The organism is Pseudomonas sp. Leaf59 (assembly GCF_920984685.1).
GTDB lineage: Bacteria > Pseudomonadota > Gammaproteobacteria > Pseudomonadales > Pseudomonadaceae > Aquipseudomonas.
In genome coordinates this window covers 1-20,743 of record NZ_CAKLBR010000026.1, presented here as the reverse complement: position 1 = coordinate 20,743, position 20,743 = coordinate 1, and the positions used below count along the sequence as shown (strand labels likewise).

Annotated in this window: 20 protein-coding genes; 6 read left to right on the top strand and 14 right to left on the bottom strand. The window is 60.1% G+C overall.

The genetic code is table 11. The features are described from left to right. Positions 1-98: 98 nt before the first annotated feature. The 8 genes from LUB09_RS21680 to LUB09_RS21645 form a co-directional block, all read right to left on the bottom strand. Positions 99-833, bottom strand: a complete 735-nt coding sequence (locus LUB09_RS21680; RefSeq protein WP_003208734.1) for an amino acid ABC transporter ATP-binding protein — start codon at positions 831-833, stop codon at positions 99-101. Beyond that, entirely contained in the window at positions 830-1,501 is a 672-nt protein-coding gene (locus tag LUB09_RS21675; protein WP_053133478.1) for an amino acid ABC transporter permease, read from the bottom strand. The genes LUB09_RS21680 and LUB09_RS21675 overlap by 4 nt, the downstream gene beginning before the upstream one ends. After that, entirely contained in the window at positions 1,501-2,247 is a 747-nt protein-coding gene (locus LUB09_RS21670) for an amino acid ABC transporter permease (RefSeq protein ID WP_053133475.1), read from the bottom strand. The genes LUB09_RS21675 and LUB09_RS21670 overlap by 1 nt, the downstream gene beginning before the upstream one ends. 195 nt (positions 2,248-2,442) lie before the next feature. Further along, on the bottom strand, positions 2,443-3,369 hold the full coding sequence (locus LUB09_RS21665; protein ID WP_231423653.1) for a glutamate/aspartate ABC transporter substrate-binding protein: 927 nt from the start codon (positions 3,367-3,369) through the stop codon (positions 2,443-2,445). A 285-nt stretch (positions 3,370-3,654) separates the two neighbouring features. After that, positions 3,655-5,190 carry a glycerol-3-phosphate dehydrogenase gene (gene glpD, locus LUB09_RS21660; RefSeq protein ID WP_209989250.1) on the bottom strand — a complete coding sequence of 512 codons (1,536 nt, stop codon included), beginning with the start codon at positions 5,188-5,190 and terminating at the stop codon, positions 3,655-3,657. Between the two features lie 287 nt (positions 5,191-5,477). Next, positions 5,478-6,233, bottom strand: a complete 756-nt coding sequence (locus LUB09_RS21655) for a DeoR/GlpR family transcriptional regulator (RefSeq protein ID WP_209989253.1) — start codon at positions 6,231-6,233, stop codon at positions 5,478-5,480. A 95-nt stretch (positions 6,234-6,328) separates the two neighbouring features. Then, positions 6,329-7,834 carry a glycerol kinase GlpK gene (gene glpK, locus LUB09_RS21650; RefSeq protein WP_003231438.1) on the bottom strand — a complete coding sequence of 502 codons (1,506 nt, stop codon included), beginning with the start codon at positions 7,832-7,834 and terminating at the stop codon, positions 6,329-6,331. A gap of 76 nt (positions 7,835-7,910) precedes the next feature. Then, positions 7,911-8,765, bottom strand: a complete 855-nt coding sequence (locus LUB09_RS21645; protein WP_209989257.1) for an MIP/aquaporin family protein — start codon at positions 8,763-8,765, stop codon at positions 7,911-7,913. 327 nt (positions 8,766-9,092) lie between these two features. Between LUB09_RS21645 and ybaK the strand changes: the two genes are divergently transcribed. Then, a complete protein-coding gene (ybaK, locus tag LUB09_RS21640) occupies positions 9,093-9,563 on the top strand; it encodes a Cys-tRNA(Pro) deacylase (protein ID WP_231423652.1) in 471 nt (156 codons plus the stop codon). A 47-nt stretch (positions 9,564-9,610) separates the two neighbouring features. Here the strand turns inward: ybaK and LUB09_RS21635 are convergent, their stop codons facing one another. Together LUB09_RS21635 and argF are read right to left on the bottom strand one after the other, a co-directional pair. Then, on the bottom strand, positions 9,611-10,660 hold the full coding sequence (locus LUB09_RS21635) for an ABC transporter ATP-binding protein (protein WP_209989263.1): 1,050 nt from the start codon (positions 10,658-10,660) through the stop codon (positions 9,611-9,613). After that, positions 10,657-11,577 (bottom strand): ornithine carbamoyltransferase, encoded by a 921-nt coding sequence (gene argF, locus LUB09_RS21630; RefSeq protein ID WP_003231428.1) that lies wholly within the window; start codon positions 11,575-11,577, stop codon positions 10,657-10,659. The genes LUB09_RS21635 and argF overlap by 4 nt, the downstream gene beginning before the upstream one ends. 435 nt (positions 11,578-12,012) lie before the next feature. On the opposite strand from argF, the gene LUB09_RS21625 reads away from it, so the two are divergent. Together LUB09_RS21625 and grxD are read left to right on the top strand one after the other, a co-directional pair. After that, positions 12,013-14,121 carry a molybdopterin oxidoreductase family protein gene (locus LUB09_RS21625; RefSeq protein WP_231423651.1) on the top strand — a complete coding sequence of 703 codons (2,109 nt, stop codon included), beginning with the start codon at positions 12,013-12,015 and terminating at the stop codon, positions 14,119-14,121. 86 nt (positions 14,122-14,207) lie between these two features. Then, positions 14,208-14,546 carry a Grx4 family monothiol glutaredoxin gene (grxD, locus tag LUB09_RS21620; protein ID WP_057007688.1) on the top strand — a complete coding sequence of 113 codons (339 nt, stop codon included), beginning with the start codon at positions 14,208-14,210 and terminating at the stop codon, positions 14,544-14,546. A gap of 68 nt (positions 14,547-14,614) precedes the next feature. On the opposite strand, the gene bfr is transcribed toward grxD, so the two are convergent. After that, positions 14,615-15,085 (bottom strand): bacterioferritin, encoded by a 471-nt coding sequence (gene bfr / locus LUB09_RS21615; RefSeq protein WP_003231421.1) that lies wholly within the window; start codon positions 15,083-15,085, stop codon positions 14,615-14,617. 201 nt (positions 15,086-15,286) lie between these two features. Then, positions 15,287-15,505: a bacterioferritin-associated ferredoxin gene (locus tag LUB09_RS21610; protein ID WP_209989275.1), complete on the bottom strand. Its 219-nt coding sequence runs from the start codon at positions 15,503-15,505 to the stop codon at positions 15,287-15,289. 243 nt (positions 15,506-15,748) lie between these two features. On the opposite strand from LUB09_RS21610, the gene LUB09_RS21605 reads away from it, so the two are divergent. Next, a complete protein-coding gene (locus LUB09_RS21605; RefSeq protein WP_003231418.1) occupies positions 15,749-16,351 on the top strand; it encodes a peroxiredoxin in 603 nt (200 codons plus the stop codon). A gap of 98 nt (positions 16,352-16,449) precedes the next feature. Here the strand turns inward: LUB09_RS21605 and rnt are convergent, their stop codons facing one another. Further along, entirely contained in the window at positions 16,450-17,121 is a 672-nt protein-coding gene (gene rnt, locus LUB09_RS21600; protein WP_003231417.1) for a ribonuclease T, read from the bottom strand. Continuing rightward, complete coding sequence (gene pyrC / locus LUB09_RS21595) at positions 17,118-18,164, bottom strand: dihydroorotase (RefSeq protein ID WP_209989279.1); 1,047 nt, start codon at positions 18,162-18,164, stop codon at positions 17,118-17,120. Before pyrC ends, rnt begins: the two co-directional genes overlap by 4 nt. A 156-nt stretch (positions 18,165-18,320) precedes the next feature. Here pyrC and LUB09_RS21590 point away from each other — a divergent pair, with 156 nt between their 5' ends. Together LUB09_RS21590 and LUB09_RS21585 are read left to right on the top strand one after the other, a co-directional pair. Then, positions 18,321-19,229, top strand: a complete 909-nt coding sequence (locus tag LUB09_RS21590; RefSeq protein ID WP_209989281.1) for a flagellar protein MotY — start codon at positions 18,321-18,323, stop codon at positions 19,227-19,229. A gap of 129 nt (positions 19,230-19,358) precedes the next feature. Beyond that, positions 19,359-20,576, top strand: coding sequence for an argininosuccinate synthase (locus LUB09_RS21585; protein ID WP_209989284.1), 1,218 nt, complete (start codon positions 19,359-19,361; stop codon positions 20,574-20,576). Positions 20,577-20,743: the final 167 nt, after the last annotated feature.

The following is a 20,743-nucleotide window of genomic DNA, read 5'->3' as shown; positions in this document are numbered from 1 at the left end:
CAGTCTGTCAGTCGATACATCTGTCACTGATCCACCGCTATCGGGGGCAAGCCCCCACCCACATTGGCCCGGTTTCTACAGTGGGAGCCGTGGAGTACTTAGTGCTGCAGGATTTTCTCGAGGAAGTGCTGCGCGCGTTCGGAGCGGGCGCTGATGTCGCCGAAGAATTCCTCTTTCGGGCAGTCTTCGATGATCTTGCCGGCGTCCATGAAGATCACGCGGTCGGCCACTTTGCGCGCGAAACCCATTTCGTGGGTCACGCACATCATGGTCATGCCTTCCTGCGCCAGTTGCACCATCACGTCGAGCACTTCGTTGACCATTTCCGGGTCAAGGGCCGAGGTCGGTTCGTCGAACAGCATGACGATCGGGTCCATGGCCAGTGCGCGGGCAATCGCCACACGTTGCTGTTGCCCGCCGGACAACTGGCCCGGGTGTTTGTGGGCATGTGCCGAGAGGCCGACCCGCTCAAGCAGTTGCAGGCCCTTTTTGGTGGCCTCTTCCTTGCTGCGGCCCAGTACCTTGATCTGCGCGATGGTCAGGTTTTCGGTGATGGTCAGGTGCGGGAACAGCTCGAAGTGCTGGAACACCATGCCTACCCGCGAGCGCAGTTTGGGCAGGTTGGTCTTAGGGTCGGCAATGGAGGTGCCGTCGACGACCACGTCGCCTTTCTGGAACGGTTCCAGTGCGTTCACGCATTTGATCAGCGTCGATTTGCCCGAGCCGGACGGCCCGCACACCACGATCACTTCGCCTTTTTTAACCTCGGTGCTGCAATCGGTCAGCACCTGGAAGTCGCCATACCACTTGTTGATGTTCTTGATAGAGATCATACGGCAAACCTTTTTTGCAGACGCTTGACCAGCAGCGAGGCGGAAAAGCTGATGATGAAGTAGACGACACCGGCGAAGATCAGGAACTCATTGGAGCGGCCGATGATGTCGCCGTTGGAGCGGGCGGAGTTGAGGAAGTCCACCAGGCCCACGGTGTAGACCAGCGAGGTGTCCTGGAACAGGATGATCGACTGTTGCAGCAGCAACGGGGTCATCTTGCGGAACGCCTGGGGCAGGATGATCAGGCGCATGGTCTGGCCGTAGGTCATGCCCATCGCTTGTGCGGCGGCCATCTGGCCCTTGGGGATCGACTGCACGCCGGCCCGCACGATTTCGCAGAAGTACGCGGCTTCGAACATCATGAAGGCCACGACGCAGGAGGTGAATGCGCCAATCGGTGTGTCTTCGCCGGTGATCCAGCGCAGCACGAACGGCACTGCCAGGTAAAACCAGGTGATCACCAGCAGCAGCGGGATCGAGCGGAAGTAGTTCACGTAGGCGCCGGCCACACGCGACAGCAGTTTGCTCGACGACAGGCGCATCAGCGCCAGCACCGTACCCAGCGCGATGCCGCCGATGACGCCCATGACCATCAACTGCAAGGTCATGAGCATGCCGTTCCACAGGCCCGGGATGGCGGGGATGATACCGCTGAAATCAAGTTCCATTATTTGCCCCCCACGGAGATCAGGCCGGGCACGGCGACTTTCTTCTCGACCACGCGCATCAGCAGCATCAGGCTCATGTTCAGGGTGAAGTAGATCAGCGTGGCCAGGGTGAAGGCTTCGAACAGGTTGGCCGAGAATTCGGCGGTCTGTTTGGTTTGCGCCAGCAGTTCCATCAGGCCGATCAGGGACGCCACGGAGGAGTTCTTGAAGACGTTGAGGAATTCGGAGGTAAGCGGCGGAATGATGATGCGGTAGGCCTGCGGCAGCAGCACGTTCCAGTAGATCTGCGGCAGCTTGAAGCCCATGGCGCGGGCCGCGGATTCCTGGCCGCGTGGCAGCGCCTGAATACCGGTGCGCACTTGTTCACACACACGGGCGGCGGTGAACAGGCCCAGGCACACGACGACGCTGAGGTAGGCCGAGGTGGTCGGGTTGAGGTCCTGTTTGTACCAGTCCTGCAGGTTTTGCGGCAGCAGGTCGGGTATCAGGAAATACCAGATGAACAGCTGAACCAGCAGCGGCACGTTGCGAAACAGCTCGACGTAGCAGGTCGCGATACCCGCCACGAGGCGATTTGGCACAGTGCGCATGACGCCCAGAATGGACCCCAGCAGCAAGGCGATAATCCATGCCACGACGGCGATGGCAATGGTCCAGCCCAGGCCGGCGATGTACCAGTCGAGATAGGTCTCGCTGCCAACGCCGGTGGACTTGAAGAACACGCCCCAGTCCCAGTTGTAATTCATTAGGGTCTCCCCTCGAAATCGATCGATGTACAAGCACCCGCTTGGGGAAAGTCCATTCCCGCCCGACGTTGAACGCCAGGCACACGCGATCGGCTCGGAAACCGCCAGGTCGAGTGTTCCAAAAATACTGCCAGCAGGTAGTAACAGATGCCTGAGGGAGGGTGAACTCCCTCAGGCGATAAGGTTAGTTCAGTGTCAGATTTTTACGTCGGGCGCCGGCTTGTCGCTTGGGTTGGCGATCAGCTCTTTAACCTTTTCGCTCATCGGGAAGTTCAGGTTCAGGCCTTTGGGTGGGATCGGGCTTTCGAACCACTTGCTGTAGATCTTGTTGATCTCGCCGGATTTGAACAGGCCGACGATGGCGTCATCCACGGCTTTCTTGAAGGCCGGGTCGTCCTTGCGAACCATGCAGGCATAGGCTTCGAAGGATTGCGGCGTACCGGTGATGACCCAGTCGTCCGGCTTTTTGGCCTTGGCTTCTTCACCGGCCAGCAGCGCGTCGTCCATCATGAACGCAACGGCGCGGCCGCTTTCGAGCATCTGGAAGGATTCGCCGTGGTCCTTGGCGGAGATGACGTTCATGCCCATCTGCTTGTCGGCGTTCATCGCTTTGATGATGCGCTCGGACGTGGTGCCGGCGGTGGTCACGACGTTCTTGCCTTTGAGGTCGGCGAAATCAGCGTAGGACGGCTTGCCATCCTTGTCTTTCTTGACCAGCAAGCGAGTGCCGATTTCGAAGATGTTGGTGGTGAAGTCGACTTGCTGGGCGCGTTCGGCGTTATTGGTGGTGGAGCCGCATTCCAGGTCCGCGGTGCCGTTCTGGATCAGCGGAATACGGGTTTGCGAGGTGACCAGGTTGTACTTGGCCTTCAGGTCGGGTTTGTTCAGGTCTTTTTTCAGGGCTTCAACGATAGCCAGCTGAATGTCGTGGGAGTAGCCCACAGGTTTGCCCGAGCCATCTGCGATGTAGGAAAACGGAATTGAGCTGTCGCGGTGCGCGAGTGTGATGGTGCCGGAGTCGTTGATTTTCTTCAGCGTGCCGGTGAGTTCGGCGGCGAACACTGGAGTGCTGATCAGAGCAGCAGCGATAGCTGCGCCCAGGATATGGGGAACGATGCGCATCAATACTTCCTCGACATTTGTTTTTTTTATGAAGCCGGATAGGCGGCTCTCTTGTACGGCGAATGCCCATAACGGCTGCTGGGAGGCCCTGGGCAATCGTTGGGAAGTGTAGAGCATGAGTCGTGCCAGTCAGCGGTTAAAAGATTAATGCGCTGATTTGTATAGGAATTAACTTTATGTGACAGCGGATTTGCCAGGTGTGAGTACGGCAAACCGAATGGGGGAGGGAGATGGTGTTCGGAAAACCGAATGGTATGGGAGCGAGCAGGCTCGCTCCCATACAGGTCAGGCGGCTTCGATCTTGCGGTTTTGCTCGACCTTGGACAGATAACGCTGCAGCTTTTCCTGTTCTTCCGGCGTGGTGAACAGGCCAAGTTTGGTGCGGCGCCACAGTACATCCTGTGGCTGGGTCGCCCATTCTTCGGCGCACAGGTAGTCGACTTCGCGGGTATAAAGGCCGCCACCCAGGTGCTCGCCCAGGTCTGCCAGCGACTGCACGCCTTCCAGCAGACGCCAGGTGCGGCTGCCGTAGGTCACGGACCAACGGCGGGCGATTTCGCCTGGCACCCAGTCGAATTTATTAAGAATGGCGTCTGCCAGGGCTTGCGGCGTGGTCATGTCCTCACCGCCCGGCAGGCTGGCGGTGGCGGTCCAGCTTGGGCGCATCTGCGCGAAATAAGGTGCTAACTGGGCCATGGCCGACTCGGCCAGCTTGCGATAGGTGGTCAGCTTGCCACCGAACACCGACAAAATCGGCGCCTCACCGGTGCCGCCGGACAGCGACAGGGTGTAATCGCGGGTGATGGCCGATGGGTTGTCCGACTCGTCGTTGCACAGCGGGCGCACGCCGGAGTAGGTGTGGACGATGTCGTCGCGGCTCAGTTGTTTCTTGAAGTGCGCGTTGACCACCTTGAGCATGTAGTCGGTTTCGCCTTCGGTCACTGCCACCTTGGCCGGATCGCCGGTGTATTCACGGTCGGTGGTGCCGATGATGGTCAGGTCGTTCAGGTACGGAATAGTGAAGACGATGCGCTGGTCTTCGTTCTGCAAGATGTGTGCGTGGGCGCCTTCATAGAGCTTGGGCACGATCAGATGGCTGCCCTGGATCAGGCGGATGCCGTACGGCGAATCCAGCTTGAGGTCGTCGCGGATGAACTTGGCGACCCATGGGCCAGCGGCATTCACCAGCGCCCTGGCGCGAATCGAGAACAGACTGCCGTCGGCGCGCTCCATGTTCATTTCCCACACACCCTGGCTGCGGTGTGCGCTGACACAACGGGTCTGGGTGTGGATATGCGCACCTTTCTCCCGTGCGGCCATGGCGTTGAGTACCACCAGGCGGGCGTCGTCGACCCAGCAATCGGAATATTCGAAGCCTTTGGTGATTTCGCTTTTCAGCGGGCTGTCGGCGCCGAAGGTGAGGCTCTTGGATCCGGCGAGCTTCTCGCGCTTGCCCAGGTGGTCGTACAGGAACAGGCCGGCACGAATCATCCACGCCGGGCGCAGGTGCGGGCGGTGCGGTAGCACGAAGCGCATCTGCTTGACGATGTGCGGCGCCTTGGCCAGCAGTACTTCACGTTCGGCCAGCGCTTCGCGCACCAGACGGAACTCATAGTGTTCCAGGTAGCGCAGGCCACCATGAATCAGTTTGCTGCTGGCCGAAGAGGTGTGGCTGGCCAGGTCGTCCTTTTCGCAAAGGAATACCGACAAACCGCGCCCGGCTGCGTCTGCTGCGATCCCGACGCCATTGATCCCGCCACCGATTACGGCAACGTCATAGACTTCGGCAAGGGGTGGAGCAGGCAAGGTAGAAGGGTTCATCGGCTGGCCTCGCAATCTTTTCGTATTGGAATTCGAACATTAATGTTCATTTGCGAAAATGGTAGCTGATAAACGCGGGCACAGCCAGTCGACTTCGATTGAAAAAACTCATCGAAGGACGGGGAAGGGAAAATTTGTGAACATTCGCCTGGGGAAGGGCTTAACAAAAAGGTAACTGTCGGATTGTCATCGGGAGCAAGCCCCCTCCCCATGTTGACCGCATTCCTTCTATTGGAAACAGGTCAAGTGTGGGAGGGCGCTTGCTGCCGATGGCGGCGGTCCTGGCGCTACACCACTTCCAGCCTGACCTTGTGCTCATTTAACAACTGCACCAACGCCGGCACCGGCTGCTGATCGGTCACCAGACAGTCCACCAGGCTGATCGGCCCCAGGCGAATCATGGCATTGCGCCCGAACTTGCTGGAGTCCGCCGCCAGGATTACCTTGCGTGCATTGGCGATGATCGCCTGCGACACCCGCACTTCCTGGTAATCGAAGTCCAGCAGGCTGCCGTCTTCGTCAATCCCACTGATACCCACCAGGGCGAAGTCGACCTTGAACTGGTTGATGAAATCCACACTGGCCTGGCCCACTACGCCGCCGTCACGGCGCACGTTGCCGCCGGTCAACAGCACGTCAAAGTCGTCCTTGGCGCTGAGCATGGTGGCGACATTGAGGTTGTTGGTGATGATTTTCAGGTGGTTGTGATTGAGCAGCGCACGGGCGATGGATTCGGTGGTAGTGCCGATGTTGATGAACAGCGAGGCATGATCGGGGATTTGCGCGGCGATGGCTTCGCCGATGCGCAGTTTCTCGTCGCGCATCTGGTCGGCCCGCATAGCGTAGGCGGTGTTTTCGACGCTGGAATCATAGGCTGCGCCGCCGTGGTAGCGGCGCAACAGGTTGGCATCCGCCAGTTGGTTGATATCGCGGCGGATGGTTTGCGGGGTGACAACGAACAACTGCGCCATTTCCTCGATACTGACATAACCGCGTTCGCGGACCAGTTCGAGGATTTGTTGCTGGCGGGGAGGCAGATTCATGGGGCGTCCTTTGGGCTGCCATACAAAAGTGGCCCATGATGACGCAGGAATCCGCTCCCTGCCAGTTACAACCCCAAGAGGGACCGGCGCCCGGCTTATTCGGCGCCTTCGTGCGGCTCCCAGTCGCGGGTGCGGCTTACCGCTTTCTGCCAGCCGGCGTAGAGTTTCTCTTTGGCGGCTTCATCCAGTTGCGGTTCGAATTCGCGCTCGATCACCGCCTTGCCGCGCAGTTCGTCCAGGCTGCTCCAGAAACCGCAGGCCAGGCCCGCCAGGTAAGCGGCACCCAGAGCCGTGGTTTCACGCATTTGCGGGCGCTCCACCTGGGTGCCGAGGATGTCTGCCTGGAACTGCATCAGGAAGTTGTTGGCCACTGCGCCACCGTCCACGCGCAGGGCCTTGAGGCGTTCGCCCGAGTCCTGCTGCATGGCGTCGAGCACGTCGCGGGTCTGGTAGGCAATCGACTCGAGGGCTGCACGAATGATGTGGTCCACGCGTACGCCACGGGTCAGGCCGAACAGTGCGCCACGGGCATACGGGTCCCAGTACGGCGCGCCCAGGCCGGTGAAGGCGGGCACCAGGTACACGCCGTTGCTGTCCTTGACCTTGCCGGCAAAGTATTCGGTGTCGGTGGCGTCGGCGATGATTTTCAGTTCATCACGCAGCCATTGCACGGTCGAGCCGCCGTTGAACACAGCGCCTTCGAGGGCGTAAGCCACTTCGCCACGCGGGCCGCAGGCGATGGTGGTGAGCATGCCGTGCTTGGATTTGACCGCCTTGTCGCCGGTGTTCATCAGCAGGAAGCAGCCGGTGCCGTAGGTGTTCTTGGCCTGGCCGGGCTCCACACACATCTGGCCGAACAGCGCCGCTTGCTGGTCACCGGCGATGCCGCCGATGGCGATGCCGCTTTTGGTGCGGCCATAGATTTCCGACGACGATTTCACTTCCGGCAGCATCTCGCGCGGTACGTCGAGAATCTCCAGCATCTTCGCGTCCCACTCCAGGGTGTGGATGTTGAAGAGCATGGTGCGCGAGGCGTTGGTGTAGTCGGTGACGTGGGTTTTGCCGCCGGTAAATTTCCAGATCAGCCAGCTGTCGATGGTGCCGAACAGCAGTTCGCCGTTGCGCGCACGCTCGCGGCTGCCTTCAACGTTGTCGAGGATCCACTTGAGCTTGGTGCCGGAGAAGTACGGGTCGGTGACCAGGCCAGTGGCGTCGTTGATGTATTGCTCGTGGCCGTCGCGCTTGAGCTGCTGGCAGATCTCGGTGCTGCGGCGGCACTGCCAGACGATGGCGTTGTAGATCGGGCGGCCGGTGTTCTTGTCCCACACCACGGTGGTTTCACGCTGGTTGGTGATACCGATGGCGGCGACCTGGTCATGGTGCAGGCCGGCCTGTGCCAGGGCTTCGACCATCACCGCGCTCTGGGTGGCAAAAATTTCCATCGGGTCATGCTCAACCCAGCCGGCTTGCGGGTAATGCTGGGTAAACTCGCGCTGGGCGGTGCACACCACGTTGGCGTCACGATCGAAGATGATCGCTCGCGAACTGGTGGTGCCCTGGTCGAGGGCAATGATGTAGTTCTTATTCTGAATGTCGGTCATGTCGATTGCCTTGTACGAAAAAGGGAAGTCGGAAGTCAGCCTGGGCCGCAAAGGGCAGGGGACCAGGCCGGCGCTTTCAGGAAATACGCGTGTTGCCGTTGACAGCCGTGTCAGGTGTTTCAGCTACAGCAGGGACGGCGCTCGGCAGGTGACGGGCGATCAGCCCGCGGTAGGCCGCAGCACCCAGGCATGCGCCGACAATCGGCGCGAAAATCGGCACCAGGAAATAGGGAATGTCGCGACCGCCGGTGAAGGCTATTTCACCCCAGCCGGCGAAAAAGGTCATCAGCTTGGGCCCGAAATCCCGCGCCGGGTTCATCGCAAAGCCGGTCAGCGGGCCCATGGCGCTGCCGATCACCGCAATCAGCAGGCCGATCAGCAGGGGGGCGAGGGGGCCGCGTGGCAGGCCGTTGTTGTCGTCGGTCAGGGCCATGATCACGCCCATCAGGATGGCGGTGATGACCATCTCCACCAGGAACGCCTGGGCCGTGCTCAACAGGGCATGGGGGTAGGTGGAGAACACCGAGGCCAATTCCAGGCTGGCTTGGGTGCCGCGCACCAGATGGTGTGTTTGTTCGTAATCGAAAAACAGGTTGCTGTAGAGCGTGTACACCAGCGCCGCGGAACAGAAGGCGCCGGCGACCTGGGCGAGGATATAGAAAGGCAGTTTGCGCTTTTCGAAATCGGCAAACAGGCACAGGGCGATGCTGACCGCCGGGTTGAGGTGGGCCCCGGAAATACCGGCGGTGAGGTAGATCGCCATGCTGACGCCGATCCCCCAGATGATGCTGATTTCCCATAAACCGAAGCTGGCACCTGCGACCTTGAGCGCAGCGACGCAACCGGTACCGAAGAAGATGAGCAGCGCGGTGCCGAGGAATTCGGCCATGCATTGGCTCGAAAGTGAAGGCTGTTGAAGAGCAGTTGTCATGGAAAACCTCATTTGTTGTTCTTGTCTGGCGTACGGCCTCGTTGGGCCTTGCGCGATTTTCACCAATGACGAGGATCCCCATCCGCGCCACGGCTTACTGCTTGAATACTGCGGAAACCATTCCTACAGCATTCGGAAACGAAAAAATATAGACAAGAATGACGGCTGTCAAAGGTCGAAAGTGAACTGTCAGTCATTTTCCAACTATTGGTCTGATGAATGATCATGCTTGTGACAGCATTTATTAGGGCAAGCGTGGCCCACGCTAGAGCGTTTTACGTGGGCTTGGCTTAACATCGGCCATCTGTTTGCCTGACCGGAGACATCATGACCCCCGCATTGGACCTGCTGAAGAAAGTTCGCGCCGAACATCGCATCCACAGTTACGAGCACGATCCCAAGTCGGCGTCATATGGTCTGGAGGCCGCAGAAAAATTGGGCCTCGACCCGGCGCGGGTGTTCAAGACCCTGCTGGCCAGCACTGAAAAGGGTGAGTTGCTGGTGGCGGTGGTGCCGGTCGTCGGAAGCCTGGACCTCAAGGCCCTGGCGCAGGCGGCGGGCGCGAAAAAAGTCGAAATGGCCGACCCGGCGGCGGCGCAGCGCGCTACTGGCTATTTGCTGGGGGGGATCAGTCCGTTGGGGCAGAAAAAGCGCTTACGCACGTTTATCGATGTGACGGCGCAGCCGCTCGAGACGATTTTTGTGAGTGCGGGGAGGCGAGGGCTGGAAGTGGAATTGACAGCTTCGGCGCTGGCTGAAAACACTCAGGCCACCTTCGCCCCGATTGGCAGAATATGATGTCGGGGCACTGAAAATCCAAGGTGGGAGCAAGCTCCCTTGCACTTTCAGCGTGCTGCCTGAAACAGCACCAGATGTTCTGCCGCAACCCGAATGCCTACATCCACGCCCACCTGATGGTCCGCATGGCTGGGGAAAATCGATTCCAGCTGCGCACCGGTCGGCAACTGCAGACGGTAGAGCGTCGAGGCGCCGAGGAAAGTCTTGCCGATAATCCGCGCTTTGAGGGCGCTGTCCGGCGCATGGACGATATCGTCCGGACGCAGCAACACCTCCACCGCTCCCCCCGCAGGCCAGGTGTAGGCGCGGTTGCCGCGCAGCTCACCCAGTTCGGTGTGCACGGACTCCGGCGAGCTCAATTGGCCACGGATGAAGTAACCCTGGCCGATAAAGCTGGCGACGTAAGGGGTCTGCGGTTCGTGATAAAGGTTGTAAGGCGTATCCCACTGTTCCAGCCGGCCTTCCTTGAACACGCCCACCTGATCGCTCACGGCAAACGCTTCTTCCTGATCATGGGTGACCAGGATCGCACTGGTGCCGCGTGCCTTGAGAATCTCGCGCACTTCATGGCTGAGCTTGCGCCGCAGTTCGCCATCGAGGTTGGAGAAGGGCTCATCGAGCAACAGCAGTTGCGGCTCCGGCGCCAGGGCGCGGGCGAGGGCGACGCGTTGTTGCTGGCCGCCGGAGAGTTCGTGGGGAAAGCGCTTGCCCAGGTTCTTAAGGTTGACCAGTTCCAGCAGTTCGGCAACCACGCGGTCTTTGTGCGGGTGCTTGCGAATGCCGAACGCAATGTTGTCGGCCACGCTGAGGTGGGGAAACAGTGCGTAGTCCTGAAACACCATGCCGATACGACGTTTCTCCGGTGCCAGGGTGAAACCGGCGCTGGAGATGACTTCACCGGCCAGGCTGATCTCACCTTCGTGCACCGGTTCGAACCCGGCAATCGCTCGCAGCGTGGTGGTCTTGCCGCAACCCGAGGACCCGAGCAGGCAACCGATATCGCCGGCATTGAGGTGCAGATTGAGGTTCTGCACCACCCGTTGATCGTGATAACCGCATGCCAGATTGCGCAGGTTCAGCAGTAGGGGCTGGCTCATGCGTGGTGGTACGACGGCGGCACAAGAAATTCGAGCAGGGCCTTTTGCGCGTGCAGGCGGTTTTCGGCCTGGTCCCACGCCACCGAGCGCTGATCGTCGAGCAGGTCGAGGCTGATTTCCTCGCCACGGTGCGCCGGCAGGCAATGCATGAACAGCACATCGGGAGCGGCCAGATCGAGCAGGGCGCGGGTGACCTGGTACGGCGCGAACCGGGCCAGGCGCTTGGCGGTTTCTTCTTCCTGACCCATGGAGGTCCACACGTCGGTGCTCACCAGATGCGCGCCGGCCACGGCTTCACGCGGGTCGCGCACGAGGGTGACGCGGCTTCCGGCTTGTTCGAGGAAGCGTGCGTCAGGCTCGTAGCCTTCAGGGCAGGCAACACGCAGCTGGAAGTCGAACTGGATCGCCGCTTCTATATAGCTGTTGCACATGTTGTTGCCATCGCCGATCCAGGCCACGGTCTTGCCCTGGATCGAGCCACGATGCTCAAGAAAGGTTTGCATGTCGGCCAGCAACTGGCAGGGGTGCAGGTCGTCGGACAGGCCGTTGATCACCGGCACCCGCGAGTTGGCGGAAAATTCGGTCACGGTACTGTGGGCAAAGGTACGGATCATCACGGCGTCGAGCATGCTCGACATGACGATGGCGCTGTCGGCGACGGTCTCGCCTCGGCCCAGTTGCGTATCGCGCGATGATAAAAAGATGGCCTGGCCACCCAGTTGAATCATGCCGGCTTCGAACGACACGCGGGTGCGGGTCGATGACTTCTCGAAAATCATGCCGAGCACGCGGTTTTTCAAAGGCTCGAACAGTACGCCGCGGTTACGCAGGTCTTTAAGCTCAATGCCTCGACGGATCACGCCGACCAGCTCTTCGGGCGTGCAATCCATCAGGGAGAGAAAGTGCCTAGCGCTCATCATTAACTACCTTTTGCAACAGACCGCAGATACTCAAAGCCTTGTTTATTGTGACAACGGGCGAGACCTGCGGCGAAAGCCGCACGGGGCGACGAAATAGGGGAAGGCGCGATGTTATAATTAAATGTCGCGTCTTACCAATAGGGCTACGGTTTTTAAGGGTGTTCAGCGGGGCGTCAATGCGCGTTTGAAAACAACTTCCTGACAGCAGCGGGCCATTTGTACACTGGCGTCGTAACCTTTTGCAATGCGCGGCGGCGGGGCCAGGCCAGGCTGCGTCGGTTTTCTGCGACGATGCGTGCACCGTTGAAACATTTGCTCACGCTCTCGGCCATGGCCTGGCCTGATGCCAGCCGATTCATGCCGCGAAGGTTACTGGTGCCAAGGTTCCCGGCGGCCCATAGTTGCCCCAAAGCCCCTATAAAGAGACTGGCCATGACCAAGACTCTCCACCACCGTGCCTGCCATCTGTGTGAAGCCATTTGCGGTCTGACCCTGGAAACCACCCAGGCCGACGACGGCAGCCTGGCGATCACGTCTATCAAGGGCGACGCAGAGGACGCCTTCAGCCGTGGGCATATCTGCCCCAAGGCCGTGGCGTTGCAGGATATCCAGAATGACCCGGACCGCCTGCATCAGCCCATGCTGCGCGTCGGCAGCCAATGGCAACCGATCCCGTGGGAAGACGCCTTCGCGCTGGTGGCTGAACGTCTGTCAGGCATTCAGGCGCGTCATGGCCAGAACGCGGTGGCGGTCTACCAGGGCAACCCGAGCGTGCACAATTATGGGCTGATGACCCACAGTAACTATTTCCTGGGGCTGTTGAAGACGCGCAATCGGTTTTCCGCGACCTCAGTGGATCAACTGCCCCATCACCTCACCAGCCACCTGATGTACGGCCACGGCCTGTTGCTGCCGATCCCGGACATCGACCACAGCGATTTCATGCTGATCCTCGGTGGCAATCCGTTGGCCTCCAACGGCAGCATCATGACCGTGCCGGATGTGGAAAAACGCCTCAAGGCCATCCAGGCCCGGGGCGGCAAAGTGGTGGTGGTCGACCCTCGGCGCAGCGAGACGGCGGCGATAGCGGACCAGCATCTGTTCGTGCGGCCTGGCGGTGACGCGGCGCTGCTGTTCGGCCTGCTCAACACCCTGTTTACCGAGAACCTGACCCGTACCAGCCATTTGCCGGTAGCCGGCCTTGAGGAAGTGCGCCGCGCCATTGCCGGGTTTACCGCCGAGGCCATGAGCAGCCAGTGTGCCGTGCCCGCTGAACAGATCCGTCAGTTGGCGCGTGATTTTGCCGCCGCGGACAAAGCGGTGTGCTACGGGCGCATGGGGGTGTCGACCCAGGCGTTTGGCACGCTGTGTCATTGGCTGGTGCAGTTGATCAACCTGGTGACCGGCAATCTCGACCGAGTGGGCGGCGCGCTGTGCACCACGCCGGCCGTGGACCTGGTGGCGTCCACCGGTGGCGGGCATTTCAATCGCTGGCAGAGCCGCGTGTCCGGGCGTCCGGAGTATGGTGGTGAATTACCCGTGTCGGCCCTGGCGGAAGAGATGCTTACTGCAGGCGAAGGGCAAATCCGCGCGCTGGTGACGGTGGCGGGCAACCCGGTGCTGTCCACGCCCAATGGCCGCCAGTTGGAGCAGGCGCTGGAGGGGCTGGAGTTCATGGTCAGTGTCGACCTGTATATCAACGAGACCACGCGCTATGCCGACCTGATTCTGCCGTCCACTTCGGCGCTGGAGAATGATCACTACGACACCACGTTCAATATGTTCGCGGTGCGCAACGTCACCCGTTTCAATCGCGCGATCCTGCCCAAGCCGGCGGGCGCTCTGCATGACTGGGAGATTTTTGTCGGTTTGGCCAAGGCCTTTGCCGCGCAGACCGGCGTGGTGCTCAAGCCGACGGTGGCGCCGGCGCAGATGATCGATGCCGGCCTGCGCGCCGGGACTTATGGTGATGCCTCCGGTCACAAGCTGTCGGTGGCGATGCTGGCGGACCATCCCCATGGACTGGACCTGGGGCCACTGGCGGCCAACCTTGCTGCGCGCTTGAAAACCGCGGATGGCAAGGTGCAGGCAGCACCGGCGGTGATCCTTGCCGACCTCGTGCGCTTTGCGGCACAACCGGCGCCTGTGGCTGACGAGCTGCTGCTGATCGGCCGTCGCCATGTGCGCAGCAACAATTCGTGGATGCATAACTATCACCGGCTGGTGAAGGGCAAGCCACGGCACCAGTTGCATATGCACCCCGAGGACCTGGCGAGCCGGCAGTTGACTGATGGCCAGCGCGTGCGCGTCAGTTCGCGCATCGGCATGATCGAAGTTGAAGTGCTCGCCAGTCTGGAGATGATGCCTGGGGTGGTCAGCCTGCCCCACGGTTGGGGCCATGGCCGCCCGGGCGTGCGGATGACAATCGCCAGCAGCCAGCCGGGAGCGAGTGCCAATGACTTGACTGACGAACGGCAGTTGGATGAATTGTCCGGCAATGCCGCATTGAACGGAGTGCCGGTGCAGGTAGCGGCCGCATAAGGAGCCTGAGCATTGTGCCGGGATTTTGCGTTACAATGCGCCACCGTGCCGACCTGTGAGTCGCAAAGTTCCAGCCGAGGTGTTCCATGGATATCATCGAAACGATCAAAGAGCAGATTGCCAACAACACCATCCTGCTTTACATGAAAGGTGCACCGAACGCGCCTCAGTGCGGTTTCTCCGCGAAGGCATCCCAGGCCATCATGGCGTGCGGCGAGAAGTTCGCCTACGTGGATATCCTGCAGAATCCTGAAATCCGCGCCAACCTGCCCAAGTACGCCAACTGGCCTACCTTCCCGCAACTGTGGGTAGCTGGCGAACTGGTCGGCGGCAGTGACATCATCACTGAAATGGCAGCGGACGGTTCGTTGCAGGCGCTGGTCAAAGATGCAGCAGCCAATGCGGCGGCCAAGACCGACGCTTGATTGGCCCGCAATAAAAAGCCCCGCTTCTCGAAAGAGAGCGGGGCTTTTTTGTACCTGCGTGGTGTGGGTTATTCGCCCATCTGCGACTGCAGGTAATTCTCCAGGCTGACTTTGACGATCAGGCCCAGTTGGGTCTCCAGCCAGTCGATGTGCTCTTCCTGGTCTTCCAGAATGTCTTCCAGAAGCTCACGGCTGCCGAAGTCACCGTGGGTTTCGCAGTGGGCAATGGCGGCCTTGAGGTCGCTGTGGCTCTTGCGCTCAAAGCCCAGGTCGCTGTTGAGCATTTCCTGGGTGTGTTCGCCGATGTTCAGCTTGCCCAGGTCCTGCACATTCGGCAGACCTTCCAGGAACAGGATGCGCTTGATCAGCGCATCGGCGTCCTTCATGGCCTTGATCGACTCTTTGTATTCGCGCTTGCCGAGCTTTTCCAGGCCCCAATCGTCGTACATGCGGGCATGCAGAAAGTACTGATTGATCGCGACCAGTTCATTGGCAAGGATTTTGTTGAGTTGCTGGATGACTGAGATGTCGCCTTTCATGACTGGGGTCCTGCCCTGTAATAGCTGTGTATGAGGCAGAGTTTGAGCGGCGGAAACCTTAGTGTCAAACCTAAGTTATTGAATAATAAATGAAAATTAATCGGAATAAGAATGTTTGTGTTCCGCGTCTTGGCGCTAACTAATTGAATTACAGGCATAAAAAAACCGGACTTCGGGTCCGGTTCTTTAAAACACGCCTATTTAAGCGTGTGTAAATTCTGCTGAGTAGGGGGGCGCGCTTTGCGCTGTCTGCAGTTGGGTCAGCGTTTCCCGTACCACTTGCTTGGCGAGGCAGGCACATTTACCACACTGGCTGGCAACGCCGGTGGTTTCGCGCACTTCCTTGTAGCTGCAGCAACCTTCATAGATTGCTTCGCGGATTTGTCCGTCGGTGACGCCAGTACAAAGGCACACATACATAGGGAGAACCATCGCGGTGTGAGGCTTGAATGCGTTGGATCTTAATGTTAACGAGAATGATTGTCAAAGTACATTCACAGGGTATTTCCCGGCGCGGCGCCCGCGCTGACGAACGGTTTTTTCAGTGTATGATGCTCGGTCTTCACGAAGCGTGACTGCGTCACAGCTCTGTCGCTTGAACGCGGCAGACTCAAGGCCGGTCCTGTTACTTCAATCTTCACCCTTAACATCAGGAGATACCCAATGAGCGTACTCGTCGGCAAACAAGCCCCGGATTTCGACGTACCTGCCGTGCTCGGCAATGGCGAAATCGTAGACAGCTTCAAGCTGTCTGAAGCCATCAAAGGCAAATACGGCCTGGTGTTCTTCTACCCGTTGGACTTCACCTTCGTCTGCCCGTCCGAGCTGATCGCTCTGGACCACCGCATGGACGATTTCAAGGCGCGCAACGTTGAAGTGGTTGCCGTGTCCATCGACTCCCATTTCACCCACAACGCGTGGCGCAACACGGCCATCAACGATGGCGGCATCGGCAAAGTCAAATACACCATGGCTGCCGACATGAAGCACGAGATTGCCAAGGCCTACGACGTTGAATCCGAAGGCGGCGTGGCGTTCCGTGGCGCGTTCCTGATCGACGACAAGGGCGTTGTGCGCTCGCAGATCATCAACGATCTGCCGCTGGGGCGTAACATGGAAGAGCTGATCCGCCTGGTCGACGCGCTGCAGTTCCACGAAGAGCACGGTGAAGTCTGCCCTGCCAACTGGAAAAAAGGCGACAAGGGCATGACCGCTTCCACCGAAGGTGTTGCGGCTTACCTGACCGAGAACGCCGGCAAGCTGTAAGCCGAATTCGAGGTACAAAAAAACCGGCCTGTGAGGGCCGGTTTTTTTATGCATGCATGGAAAAGGCTTTTTCGGGAGTGGGCTTGCTGCCACCCGTCTCAGTCGCCGAAGTCTTCCCAGCCGCCCATCTGCTTCCAGCGGTTAACGATGCCGCAGAACAGCTCGGCGGTCTTCTCGGTGTCGTAGCGCGCCGAGTGAGCCTCGCGGCCGTCAAAGTCGATACCGGCGGCCTGGCAGGCCTTGGCCAATACCGTTTGACCATAGGCCAGGCCGGCGAGCGTGGCGGTGTCGAAGCTGGAGAAGGGGTGAAACGGGTTACGCTTCATGTCCAGGCGCGCCACGGCGGCGTTGAGGAAGCCCAGGTCGAAGCTGCTGTTGTGGCCAACCAGGATCGCGCGTTTGCAGCCATTGGCTTTCAATGCCTTGCGTACGCCACGGAAGATATCGGTCAGCGCCGCTTCTTCACTGACCGCCATGCGCAACGGATGGTCGAGCTTGATTCCGGTGAACTCCAGGGCGGCCGCTTCGATGTTCGCGCCTTCGAACGGCTCGACGCGGAAGAAATGCGTGTGTTCGGCAAACACGAAACCCTGCTCATCCATGCCGATGGTGGTGGCGGCAATTTCCAGCAAGGCGTCGGTGGCGCAGTTGAAGCCACCGGTCTCTACGTCGATGACAACCGGCAGATAGCCGCGAAACCGCTCGGCCATCGGATGGCGAGAGCCGCCACCGCTGTGCTCGTGTTCGTCGTCGTAATGGTCTTCACTCACTTGCTTTCCTCCAGCAGGCGCCAGCGCAGTGTTTCACCGGCGCGCAGCGGGATTACGGTCAGCTCGCCAAAAGGCAGGCTGGCAGGGGCGGTCCAGTCTTCGCGGACCAGGGTGATGCGGTCGGTATTGGCCGGCAGGCCGTAGAAGCGCGGGCCATTGAGGCTGGCGAACGCTTCGAGCTTGTCCAGCGCATTGCGTTGTTCGAAAGCTTCGGCGTACAGCTCGATGGCAGCAAATGCGGTGTAGCAACCGGCGCAGCCGCAGGCGGCTTCCTTGGCATGCTGGGCGTGGGGCGCCGAGTCGGTGCCGAGGAAGAACTTCGGGCTGCCACTGGTGGCGGCGTCCAGCAAGGCGACCTGATGGGTGTTGCGCTTGAGGATCGGCAGGCAATAGAAGTGCGGTCGAATCCCGCCCACCAGCATGTGGTTGCGGTTGTACAGCAGGTGATGGGCGGTGATGGTCGCGCCGACGTTTTCCGAGGCTTCGGTGACGAACTGCACGGCATCAGCGGTGGTGATGTGCTCGAACACTACCTTGAGGGTCGGGAACAGCTCGACCACGCGACGCATGTGCTCGTCGATGAAGATCTTCTCGCGGTCGAACACATCCACGTCGCCACGGGTGACTTCACCGTGGATCAACAATGGCATGCCGACCTCTGCCATGGCTTCGATGGCCGGCAGAATCTTGTCGATGCTGGTCACGCCGGAGTCGGAGTTGGTGGTGGCGCCCGCCGGATACAGCTTGGCGGCGTACACAAAACCGCTGGCACGGGCTTCGCGAATTTCTTCGGGCTGGGTGCGGTCGGTGAGGTAGAGCACCATCAACGGTTCGAAGTGGCTGCCGGCCGGTCGTGCAGCGAGGATGCGCTGGCGATAGGCGTCGGCTTGCGCGGCATTGCGCACCGGAGGTACCAGGTTGGGCATGATGATGGCGCGGCCAAACGTGCGCGCTACATCGGCCACGGTGTGGGGTAACGCAGCACCATCGCGAAGATGAATATGCCAGTCGTCGGGACGCAGCAGGGTCAGGCGGTCGGACATTGGGAATTCCAGGCGGGTCAATCTGGTGGGAATGCTACCGGAAAAGACTGTTGCAGGCACTCGCTATCAAGTTTTGCAGGATGCGACCGATAGCTGGGGGTATGCCTTAACGACGTATGACGCCTTGATGTGTTGTAGAAACCAGTGGAGCCGCCCGTGCGCCAGCATTATCTAGCCCTGCTCAGTGTGTTCGCCAGCCTGCCTGCAATGGCCCTCACGTTCCAGACACGTCTGGAGAACATTGAGTGGAAGGTGGAAGGCGATCAGTTCGAGTGCCGCCTGACCCAGCCGATCACCGATTTCGGCTCGGGTGAGTTCGTGCGCCGTGCCGGCGAGCAGGCGACGTTTCGCCTCAAAGCCTATAACGGTGCACTCGGCGCAGGCTCGGCGACGCTGCTGGCGGCCGCTGCACCGTGGCAGCCGGGGCGCGGCGATATCAATCTGGGCGCGGTGCGGGTCGGCAGTGGCGATGTGCTGTTTAACAGTTCCCAGGCCCAGGCCGGGCGCCTGTTCACTGGCCTGCTGGAAGGGCGCAGCCCCACTGTGCGCCATTACGGGCGCGAAGGCGGCTACTCGGAGGTTCGCCTGTTGCCAGTGAAATTCAACAAGGCCTACAACGACTATCAGGTGTGCACCGCCAAGCTGTTGCCGATGAATTACGACCAGGTCAAACAGACCGAAGTCGGCTTCCCTGGCGGTGGCGTTGAACTGGACTCTGCTGCCAGGCAGAAGCTGTCGGTGATTCTTGCGTACCTGAAAGCCGATCCCACGGTTAACCATGTGGAGTTGAACGGTCACTCCGACAACAGCGGCAATCGCCTGACCAACCGCGACGTCTCGCGCCGCCGTGCCCTGGCGGTGATGGACTACTTCAAGGCCAATGGCATCCCGGAGTCGCAGATCACCCTGCGATTCCACGGTGAAAGCTATCCGCTGGCGCCCAACACCAACGCGGCCAACCGTGCGCGCAACCGTCGTGTGAACATTCAGCTTGAACGCGTGGCGGCCCCCGAAAAACCGGCACCGCAGGCTACCGCTCCAGGCAATCCGGCACACACTTCATAAGGTGCGACCCTCGGTCGCGCCGTCGACATAATCTGTCGCTTTATCTTCATTTGCTGTCGCGCCCCTGTAAATTCACGGTTTTGATCGGTAGAATCGTCGCCTTTCCGTACAACCCCGTGGAGTGATGGCATGGCCGACGTAAACAAGGTCGTTCTCGCGTATTCCGGCGGCCTGGACACTTCGGTGATCCTCAAGTGGCTGCAGGATACTTATAACTGTGAAGTGGTGACCTTCACCGCTGACCTGGGTCAGGGCGAAGAGGTCGAACCGGCACGTGCCAAGGCGCAAGCCATGGGCGTGAAAGAGATCTACATTGACGACCTGCGCGAAGAGTTCGTCCGCGATTTCGTCTTCCCGATGTTTCGCGCCAACACCGTCTACGAAGGCGAGTACCTGCTGGGTACCTCCATCGCACGTCCGCTGATTGCCAAGCGCCTGATCGAAATCGCCAACGAAACCGGCGCCGACGCCATTTCCCATGGTGCGACCGGCAAGGGCAACGACCAGGTGCGTTTCGAATTGGGCGCCTACGCCCTCAAGCCAGGCGTGAAAGTGATTGCACCGTGGCGTGAATGGGACCTGCTTTCCCGTGAAAAGCTGATGGATTACGCTGAAAAGCACGCAATCCCGATCGAGCGCCACGGCAAGAAGAAGTCCCCGTACTCGATGGACGCCAACCTGCTGCACATCTCCTATGAAGGCGGCGTGCTGGAAGACACCTGGACCGAGCACGAAGAAGACATGTGGAAGTGGACCGTCTCCCCGGAGAACGCTCCCGACAAGCCGCAATACCTGGAACTGACCTACCGCAACGGCGACATCGTCGCGCTGGACGGCGTCGAGATGACCCCGGCCACCGTGCTGGCGACCCTCAACCGCATCGGCGGCGAGCACGGTATCGGCCGTCTCGATATCGTCGAGAACCGTTACGTGGGCATGAAGTCCCGTGGCTGCTACGAGACACCCGGCGGCACCATCATGCTGCGTGCCCACCGCGCTATCGAGTCCATCACCCTGGACCGCGAAGTGGCTCACCTCAAAGACGAACTGATGCCCAAGTACGCCAGCCTGATCTACACCGGCTACTGGTGGAGTCCTGAGCGTTTGATGCTGCAACAGATGATCGACGCCTCCCAGGCCCACGTGAATGGCGTGGTGCGTCTGAAGCTGTACAAGGGCAACGTGATCGTCACGGGTCGCAAGTCCGAGGAGTCGCTGTTCGACGCCAATATCGCCACCTTCGAAGAAGACGGCGGCGCCTATAACCAGGCGGACGCGGCGGGCTTCATCAAGTTGAACGCACTGCGCATGCGCATCGCGGCCAATAAAGGTCGCAAGCTGTTCTGAGTGTTCCAGGTGATCTGAAAAAGGCCCCTTATTCAAGGGGCCTTTTTTTGGTGCGCCAGGCATGGCGCGTTGCGCGAAGCGCAACCAGTTTGGCTGTGGTGGCCACGCTGGTGACTTGGAGGTGAAAGTCCTCTACACACCCGGCAAGGGGAAGTGTTAGCCAGAGG

Bases quoted from the DNA above. Each gene is read 5' to 3' on its own strand.
- LUB09_RS21680 (WP_003208734.1), bottom strand. From the start codon at position 833: ATGATCTCTATCAAGAACATCAACAAGTGGTATGGCGACTTCCAGGTG.
- LUB09_RS21675 (WP_053133478.1), bottom strand. From the start codon at position 1,501: ATGGAACTTGATTTCAGCGGTATCATCCCCGCCATCCCGGGCCTGTGG.
- LUB09_RS21670 (WP_053133475.1), bottom strand. From the start codon at position 2,247: ATGAATTACAACTGGGACTGGGGCGTGTTCTTCAAGTCCACCGGCGTT.
- LUB09_RS21665 (WP_231423653.1), bottom strand. From the start codon at position 3,369: ATGCGCATCGTTCCCCATATCCTGGGCGCAGCTATCGCTGCTGCTCTG.
- glpD (WP_209989250.1), bottom strand. From the start codon at position 5,190: ATGAACCCTTCTACCTTGCCTGCTCCACCCCTTGCCGAAGTCTATGAC.
- LUB09_RS21655 (WP_209989253.1), bottom strand. From the start codon at position 6,233: ATGAATCTGCCTCCCCGCCAGCAACAAATCCTCGAACTGGTCCGCGAA.
- glpK (WP_003231438.1), bottom strand. From the start codon at position 7,834: ATGACCGACATTCAGAATAAGAACTACATCATTGCCCTCGACCAGGGC.
- LUB09_RS21645 (WP_209989257.1), bottom strand. From the start codon at position 8,765: ATGACAACTGCTCTTCAACAGCCTTCACTTTCGAGCCAATGCATGGCC.
- ybaK (WP_231423652.1), top strand. From the start codon at position 9,093: ATGACCCCCGCATTGGACCTGCTGAAGAAAGTTCGCGCCGAACATCGC.
- LUB09_RS21635 (WP_209989263.1), bottom strand. From the start codon at position 10,660: ATGAGCCAGCCCCTACTGCTGAACCTGCGCAATCTGGCATGCGGTTAT.
- argF (WP_003231428.1), bottom strand. From the start codon at position 11,577: ATGAGCGCTAGGCACTTTCTCTCCCTGATGGATTGCACGCCCGAAGAG.
- LUB09_RS21625 (WP_231423651.1), top strand. From the start codon at position 12,013: ATGACCAAGACTCTCCACCACCGTGCCTGCCATCTGTGTGAAGCCATT.
- grxD (WP_057007688.1), top strand. From the start codon at position 14,208: ATGGATATCATCGAAACGATCAAAGAGCAGATTGCCAACAACACCATC.
- bfr (WP_003231421.1), bottom strand. From the start codon at position 15,085: ATGAAAGGCGACATCTCAGTCATCCAGCAACTCAACAAAATCCTTGCC.
- LUB09_RS21610 (WP_209989275.1), bottom strand. From the start codon at position 15,505: ATGTATGTGTGCCTTTGTACTGGCGTCACCGACGGACAAATCCGCGAA.
- LUB09_RS21605 (WP_003231418.1), top strand. From the start codon at position 15,749: ATGAGCGTACTCGTCGGCAAACAAGCCCCGGATTTCGACGTACCTGCC.
- pyrC (WP_209989279.1), bottom strand. From the start codon at position 18,164: ATGTCCGACCGCCTGACCCTGCTGCGTCCCGACGACTGGCATATTCAT.
- LUB09_RS21585 (WP_209989284.1), top strand. From the start codon at position 19,359: ATGGCCGACGTAAACAAGGTCGTTCTCGCGTATTCCGGCGGCCTGGAC.